This is a genomic window from Nonomuraea sp. NPDC004354 (assembly GCF_053602555.1).
The window spans coordinates 285737-292342 of sequence record NZ_JBSGDV010000011.1 but is presented as its reverse complement, the minus strand read 5'-3'; the positions used below and the strand labels follow the sequence as shown (position 1 = coordinate 292342).

Below are 6606 nucleotides of genomic sequence, written 5' to 3'. Positions count from 1 at the left end.
ACCACCCGCACCCGCTCCACCCGCTCCAGCAGCCCGTCGGCGCGCAGCCCCCGGGCGAAGCGGTGCGCGGCCGCCATCGGCCCGCCGGTGTGCGAGCTCGACGGCCCGATACCGATCTTGAAGAGGTCGAAGACGCTGATCGCCATTGATGCATCCCAACTCTCGGGGGGTGAATGCCGGGGCCCGGACGGACCCCGGCGGGTGTGTCAGTTGTCGCCTGACGTGAGCGCGGTGTACTCCTCCGCGCTCAGCAGGTCCTCGGGGTCGCCGGACACGCGCACCCTGAACATCCAGCCCTCGCCGTACGGCTCGCTGTTGACCAGGTCGGGCTTGTCCACGACGGCCTGGTTGACCTCGACGACCTCGCCGGAGACAGGGGCGTAGATCTCGCTCACGGACTTGGTCGACTCGACCTCGCCGATCGAGTCACCGGCCTCGAACGTCGCACCGACCTCGGGCAGCTGCACATAGACCACGTCGCCCAGCGCCTCGGCGGCATAGGCCGTGATGCCCACCGTCAGGGTCAGGCCGTCGTCGAGTCCGGCGACCCACTCGTGCTCCTTGGTGTAGCTCAGATCGTCGGGAATGCTGCTCACTTGTTCCTCCTGTAGAAAGGCAGCTCAACCAGGTCCACGCCCTCTTGGCTGCCCCGGATGTCAACGGCCAGACCTTCTTCTATCCCAGTGTCCACGTACGCCATCGCGATGGGCTTGCCGAGGGTCTGCGACGGCGCGCCGCTGGTCACCTCGCCCACGACGGCCCCGTCACTGGTGACAGGGAACCCATGGCGAGGGACCCTGCGACCCGTCGCGACCAGGCCGACGAGGCGGCGGCGCGGCGGGACGTCCTTGACCTGCTCGAGCGCGGCCCTGCCGACGAAGTCGCCGGGCTTGTCGAACTTCACCACGCGGCCGAGGCCGGCGTCGAAGGGCGTGAGCGAGACGCCGAGCTCGTTGCCGTACAGCGGCATGCCGGCCTCGAGGCGGAGCGTGTCACGGCTGGACAGGCCGGCGGGCATGATCTCGTACGGCTCGCCCGCCTTGGCCAGCGCGTGCCACAGCGCGACGGCGTCGGCGTTGGCGACGAAGAGTTCGAAGCCGTCCTCGCCGGTGTAGCCGGTGCGGGCGATGAGCGCCTCGGCGCCGGCGACCGTGCCGGGCAGGCCGGCGTAGTACTTCAGGCCCGCGAGGTCGGCGTCGGTGAGCGTGGCGAGGATCTCCTGGGCGCGCGGGCCCTGGATCGCGATGAGCGCGTACTGGTCGGAGCGGTCGTCGACGACCGCGTCGAAGCCCTCGGCGCGCTCGGTGAGGCGCTCGGCGACCATGGGGTAGTTGGAGGCGTTGGCGACGACCATGTACTCGTCGTCGGCCAGGCGGTAGACGATGAGGTCGTCGAGGACCCCGCCCTGCTCGTTGACGATCATCGTGTAGCGGGCGCGGCCGGGCGCGAGCACGGACAGGTGGCCGACCAGCGCGTAGTCGAGCGCCTCGCCGGCCTGCGGGCCGGTCACGAAGATCTCCCCCATGTGGGACAGGTCGAACAGCCCGGCCCGCTCGCGTACGGCCTTGTGCTCGGCGGACTCGCTCCCGTAGCGCAGCGGCATCAACCAGCCGGCGAAGTCGGTCAGCGTCGCGCCGAGGCTCTCGTGTACGTCTCGTAGCGGTGTCGGTCGGGACATTGTTCGCACCTCAGGATGGGTTGGATGCCAGGATCCTCCCCCTCTGTCATCGGTGCCTGAGAGCTTCACCCGGTTTTGCCGGACTTTCACCTTCGGCGAGGCCCCGCAGGCCTGCTTTCCAGAGGTCACCTTGCCCGCGCGGTCCTTTGCCTTGAGAGGTTCGCGGGGAGTGCTTGCTCCTTCAGGGGTCCTGGCCGGGTGCCAGGACGCTCTCCCGCGTGGGTTCATCGGTGTCCGTAGGCAAGACTAGTACGGATCCGGCCATCAAGGGAAAGGTGCGGGCGGGGGGACTCGAACCCCCACAGTGTCACCACCAACAGGACCTAAACCTGCCGCGTATGCCGATTTCGCCACGCCCGCGCAACCGCCATCAGCTTAGCGCCCGGGCCGGGGCCGAGATACTCGTTTGCGATCAAGCCCGCGGACTTGATCGCAAACCTCAGACCAGGCCGAGCTTCTTCTTCAGGCCGGCCACGTGGCCCGTCGCCTTCACGTTGTAGAGCGCCTGCTCGATCTTCCCGTCGGGGCCGATGACGAAGGTCGAGCGGATCACGCCGACGATCTCCTTGCCGTACAGCTTCTTGGCGCCGTACGCGCCGTAGGCCTTGTGGATCTCCAGGTCGACGTCGGACAGCAGCGGGAAGGTCAGCGCGTCGCGCTCGACGAACTTCACCAGCTTGTCGGTCTTGTCCTTGGAGACCCCGAGAACGACGAAACCCTCGTCGGTCAGCTGACCAAGGTTGTCGCGGAAGTCGCACGCCTGCTTGGTGCATCCGGGCGTCATGGCGGCGGGGTAGAAGTACAGGATGACGCGCTTGCCGCGGTAGGCGTCGAGGGAGACGGCGCCGCCGTCGGCCGCGGGGAGCGTGAAGTCCGGAGCGGCGTCTCCTGGCTGGAGCTTGGTTTCGGTCACGGGCTCAACCTAACCCCAATCGAAGGGACACGTTTCGCCCGCCGTGCGGTACGGCGGCGCGACCTGACAGACTGATCACCCTGAGAAAGGAGAGCCATGGCCGAGACCGACCCTGAAGAGCTGGAGCGCAGGATCACCCGGACGCGCGCCGAGCTCGCGCGGACCGTTGACGCCATCGCCGACCGGGTGAGCCCCAAGCGGGTGGCCCAGCGCAGCATGGACGAGGTCAAGTCGAGGGCCGAGCACTTCGTGGCGTCGGTCGGCGATCTCGTGGGGGTGACGCCGCGGCCGGTGCGCTACGACGACGACGCCGGGGACCTGTGGGAGGACGAGCGGCCTGTCGGCTCGGCGCTGATCGCCGTGGGCGCGGTGCTGGTCGTGGGCGCGGCGATCGTCCTGTGGCGCCGGCGCCGCAGGCGCTGACGGGCAGGCGTCACCGGCCCGCCGGGCGCCCCGCGAGGGGCCGAAGGACGGGCGCCACGCACCCTCGCGGGCGCCGAGCCTCGCGGACGCCGAGCCTCGCGGACGCCGAGCCTCGCGGGCGCCGAGCCGGAGGGTGCGGGTCAGAGGGTGGCGGGTCAGAGGAAGGTCCTGCCCTCACCCCGGTAGGTCGGGACCTCCTCGACGACCTTGTCGCCCTCGACCAGCAGCAGGCTCGCGAACCGCTCGCACAGCTCGCCCGACTTGGCGTGGCGGAACCACACCCTGTCGCCGACGCGCAGGTCCTCGGCGGGCTGGCCGAGCAGCGGGGTCTGCACCTCGCCCGCGCCCTCGTCGGAGGAGTAGCGCAGCCCCGGCGGCAGGTACGGCTGGGGCAGCCGCGACGGCCCCGGCGCCCCTGAGGCCAGGTAGCCGCCGCCGAGCACGGTCACCACGCCGAGCCCTGGACGCCGGACGACCGGAAGGGCGAACAGCGCGGCAGGACGGCCGCTGAAGCCCCGGTAGAAGTCGAAGAGCCTGGGGTGGAAGAAGCCCGAGCCGGCCGCGCACTCGGTGACGGCCTTCTCCCTGACCGTGCGGTCGACGCTGCCGGTGCCGCCGCCGTTGACGAACTCGAGGTCGGCGACCTGCCTGACGGCGTTGACGATGCGGCCGCGCCGTACGATCAGCTCGCGGGCCGAGCGGGCCTGCATCAGCCTGATGGCGCGGGCGAAGGCCGCGTTGCCGGGCGGGTCGTCGCCGACGCCCGCGATCTGTGCCTCGTAGGCCATGAGGCCGACCAGGCGGAAGGCCGGCCGCTTGGCGATCTCGGCGGCCAGGTCGGCGGCGTGGGCGGGTTCGCGGACCGGGGAGCGCAGGGCGCCGGCGCGGAAGCGCCCGCCGAGGGCGACGTATCCGGCGTCGATGTCGAGGCAGAGCCGCAGGACCGGGCCGCCTGCCGGCACCGCCGACTCGATGAAGTCGAGGTGCTCGGCGGAGTCGACCATGAGCGTGATCTCCCGCACGGCCCGCTCGGTGGCGGCCAGCGCCGCCAGCGCCGTCCTGTCGGCGGTGGGATAGGCGACCAGCACGTCGCTGAACCCCTGCTCGACCAGCCACAGCGCCTCGGGCAGGGTGAAGGCCATGACGCCGCTGAAGCCGTCCATGGCGAGGATGCGTTCGAGGACGGGGCGCGAGCGGACCGACTTGCTCGCCACCCTGATCGGCTTGCCGCCGGCTCTGCGGACCAGGCCCGCCGCGTTGGCCCGCAACGCCTCCAGATCGAGGATGGCGAAGGGCGGCTCGAACGCGGCGGTGGCCCTGTCGTAGCGCTGGCGGTCGTCCATAGAAGCAGGGTAATACCGATGTTCGCCGGCAAAGATCCGGCAAACCGGCGGCGGGGAAGGGCTTTGTGGCGCGGCGGCCCCCTGTACCTCTGTCGGTGTGATGACAACACTCCAGGACCGCCTGCCTGGTGGAGCCGCTCCGAGCGAGCACGAGACGCCCCGCCGCAGGGCGTCCAGGGTGCTCAGACCGGCACGAACCCCCGCCGGTGTCGCGGTGGCCTTCACGACGTCGGCCGGGCTGACGCTGCTCGCCGCCGAGGTCCTCGCCGGACTGATGGGCGGCGGGCTCGGCCTGCTGCCCGTCGACCAGGTGCTCGCCCTGGCCGCCCGCACCGCGTGGTCGGACCCGGAGCTGATGCTGGGCGCGGTCGGCGTGGCGGGCACCGGCCTGGTGCTAATGGGGCTCGCCCTGGTGCCGGGCCGGTCCAGGCTGGTGCCGCTGGAGACCGCCGACCCGCGGATCGTCATGGGCGTCACCAGGTCGGGCCTGCGCAGGACGCTCAGGGCCGTCGCCGAGGACGTCGACGGGGTGCGCAGCGTGCGGGTACGGCTGCGCCGCCGGCAGATCGAGGTCACGGTCGTCTCCGACGCCGAGCGCACGGGCGAGATGCTGCGCAGGACCGGGGCCGCCGTCGGCGAGCGGCTGAACGGGCTCGGCGCCATGTGCGCGGGCGAGGTCGTGGTACGGCTGCGCCGGAAGGGGCTGTGATGCGGCAGTACGGCGGCAACAGGATCGGGCTCGGTGTCGTCGGTGGTGTCCTGCTCGGCCTGGGCGGCTACGCCTACCTGCGGGGTGGTGGCGAGCTCGGGACCCGCAGGAACGCCAGGGTCCTGGAGGACGACGTCGCCGGCTACGTCGCCGCGCATCCGTGGGTCTCGTGGCTGCTCGCGCTCGTGCTGGTCTTCGCCGCCCTGCTGGCCTTGCGGTGGCTGCTCATCGCGCTCGGCTGGGGCAGGCTCGGCAACCGCTCGGGCACGGGGACGGCGCTGCTGTGCGTGGGTCTGAAGGACGTGGACGGCATCAGCCGTACGGCGGTGCGGGTCGTGGGCCAGGACCGGCTGCGGATCGCGGTGACCTGCCCCGCCCTCGCCGACGTGGGCGCCGTGGTGACCAAGCTGAACCGCGAGGTCGTCGGCAGGGTGCGCCGCGACGTGGGTGTCGACGACATGGGCGCGATCGTCCGCGTCCACGTCCGCCGCTGACCCGATTGGGTCTTACTGGAAAGCTTCTTTACTTTTAAGCTCGCGGTGTGGACCTTGAGGTTCGTCACCTGAGGGTGCTGTGCGCCATCGCGGACACGGGAAGCATCTCGAAGGCCGCCGCGACCATGGGTATGTCGCAACCCGGCATCGCCGCCCAGCTGCGCAGGATCGAGCGGATGGTGGGCGGGCCGCTGTTCGACCGCTCGCACGACGGCGTCCGGCCGACCCCGCGGGGCGAGTGGTTGCTGACGCGGTCACGGTCCCTGCTCCCGGCCTTCGACGAGCTCCAGCGTGACGCCGCCCGCTACGCCTCGCCGCCGGGCGGCCCGCTGCGCATCAGGGTGGGGTGCGCCCCGACCCGGCTGGCCATCTACCTGGCGCGCAGCCTGGACGGGCTGCTTCCGGGAGCGGAGATCAGCCTGCGCACCGAGGCCACCCTGGACCCGTTGCCGGGACTGCTCGAGAGCGAGCGGATCGAGCTGGCCACGCTCGACGACTACCCGGGACACGAGCTCGTCCCGCCGCGGGGCACCCGCTACGCGGTGATCGCCACCGAGCCGCTGTTCGTCGGCCTGTCCTCCCGGCATCCTCTCGCGGGCGCGGAGGAGGTGGAGCTGGGCGACCTCGCGCAGGAGGACTGGGCGCAGCCGGCGCTGCTGGAGTCGGGGCCGCGCGAGCACATGGCGGCGACCTGCGCCGAGCACGGCTTCACGCAGCGCGTCACCTTCGCGGTGAACCTGGAGGTGGCGCTCGACCTGATCGGCGAGGGCAGGTGCGTCGGGCTGTTCCAGGCCACCGCGCCCGCCAGGGACGGCATCGTGATCAGGCCGCTGCGTGGTGCCCCGCTGCGCTTCCGCCACCTGCTCGGGTGGCACGAGAAGGGCCCGCTGGCGGCGCTGGCCGGCGATCTGGTGCAGACGGTGACCAAGACGTACTGGAGCGAGGCCCGGCGGGCGCCCGTGTATCAGGCCTGGTTGAAGCGCCACGGCCGCATATAACGTCAAATTATAGGAAAATGTTGGCTTACTAAGCCTTTTACTCTCGCG

The 6606-nt window shown here is 71.2% G+C and carries 9 protein-coding genes, 1 tRNA gene and 2 riboswitches; of the genes, 4 read left to right on the top strand and 6 right to left on the bottom strand.

The features are described from left to right. The 5 genes from ACWENQ_RS28425 to bcp all read right to left on the bottom strand — a co-directional run. Nucleotides 1–146, bottom strand: a 146-nt coding sequence (locus ACWENQ_RS28425; protein ID WP_452416983.1) for a serine dehydratase beta chain, incomplete at its 3' end; no start/stop codon positions are given. 60 nt (nucleotides 147–206) lie between these two features. Continuing rightward, nucleotides 207–596 carry a glycine cleavage system protein GcvH gene (gcvH, locus tag ACWENQ_RS28420; protein WP_449926459.1) on the bottom strand — a complete coding sequence of 130 codons (390 nt, stop codon included), beginning with the start codon at nucleotides 594–596 and terminating at the stop codon, nucleotides 207–209. Beyond that, entirely contained in the window at nucleotides 593–1678 is a 1086-nt protein-coding gene (gcvT, locus tag ACWENQ_RS28415) for a glycine cleavage system aminomethyltransferase GcvT (RefSeq protein WP_354917467.1), read from the bottom strand. Before gcvT ends, gcvH begins: the two co-directional genes overlap by 4 nt. Before the next feature lie 33 nt (nucleotides 1679–1711). After that, nucleotides 1712–1807, bottom strand: a riboswitch (glycine riboswitch). Then, nucleotides 1808–1905, bottom strand: a riboswitch (glycine riboswitch). Nucleotides 1906–1954: 49 nt separating this feature from the next. Continuing rightward, nucleotides 1955–2038: transfer RNA gene (locus ACWENQ_RS28410), tRNA-Leu, on the bottom strand. 79 nt (nucleotides 2039–2117) lie between these two features. Then, nucleotides 2118–2591: a thioredoxin-dependent thiol peroxidase gene (bcp, locus tag ACWENQ_RS28405; RefSeq protein WP_452416976.1), complete on the bottom strand. Its 474-nt coding sequence runs from the start codon at nucleotides 2589–2591 to the stop codon at nucleotides 2118–2120. Nucleotides 2592–2687: 96 nt separating this feature from the next. Between bcp and ACWENQ_RS28400 the strand changes: the two genes are divergently transcribed. Beyond that, nucleotides 2688–3014: a DUF3618 domain-containing protein gene (locus tag ACWENQ_RS28400; protein ID WP_354917461.1), complete on the top strand. Its 327-nt coding sequence runs from the start codon at nucleotides 2688–2690 to the stop codon at nucleotides 3012–3014. A gap of 155 nt (nucleotides 3015–3169) precedes the next feature. Here the strand turns inward: ACWENQ_RS28400 and ACWENQ_RS28395 are convergent, their stop codons facing one another. Further along, nucleotides 3170–4357, bottom strand: a complete 1188-nt coding sequence (locus ACWENQ_RS28395; RefSeq protein ID WP_354917458.1) for an amino acid deaminase/aldolase — start codon at nucleotides 4355–4357, stop codon at nucleotides 3170–3172. Nucleotides 4358–4457: 100 nt separating this feature from the next. Between ACWENQ_RS28395 and ACWENQ_RS28390 the strand changes: the two genes are divergently transcribed. The 3 genes from ACWENQ_RS28390 to ACWENQ_RS28380 are packed head-to-tail and all read left to right on the top strand — an operon-like array spanning nucleotide 4458 to nucleotide 6558. Next, on the top strand, nucleotides 4458–5066 hold the full coding sequence (locus ACWENQ_RS28390) for a DUF6286 domain-containing protein (RefSeq protein WP_452416974.1): 609 nt from the start codon (nucleotides 4458–4460) through the stop codon (nucleotides 5064–5066). Continuing rightward, nucleotides 5066–5560 (top strand): hypothetical protein, encoded by a 495-nt coding sequence (locus ACWENQ_RS28385; RefSeq protein ID WP_354917452.1) that lies wholly within the window; start codon nucleotides 5066–5068, stop codon nucleotides 5558–5560. Before ACWENQ_RS28390 ends, ACWENQ_RS28385 begins: the two co-directional genes overlap by 1 nt. Nucleotides 5561–5607: 47 nt before the next feature. Continuing rightward, nucleotides 5608–6558 (top strand): LysR family transcriptional regulator, encoded by a 951-nt coding sequence (locus ACWENQ_RS28380; RefSeq protein ID WP_452416973.1) that lies wholly within the window; start codon nucleotides 5608–5610, stop codon nucleotides 6556–6558. Nucleotides 6559–6606: the final 48 nt, after the last annotated feature.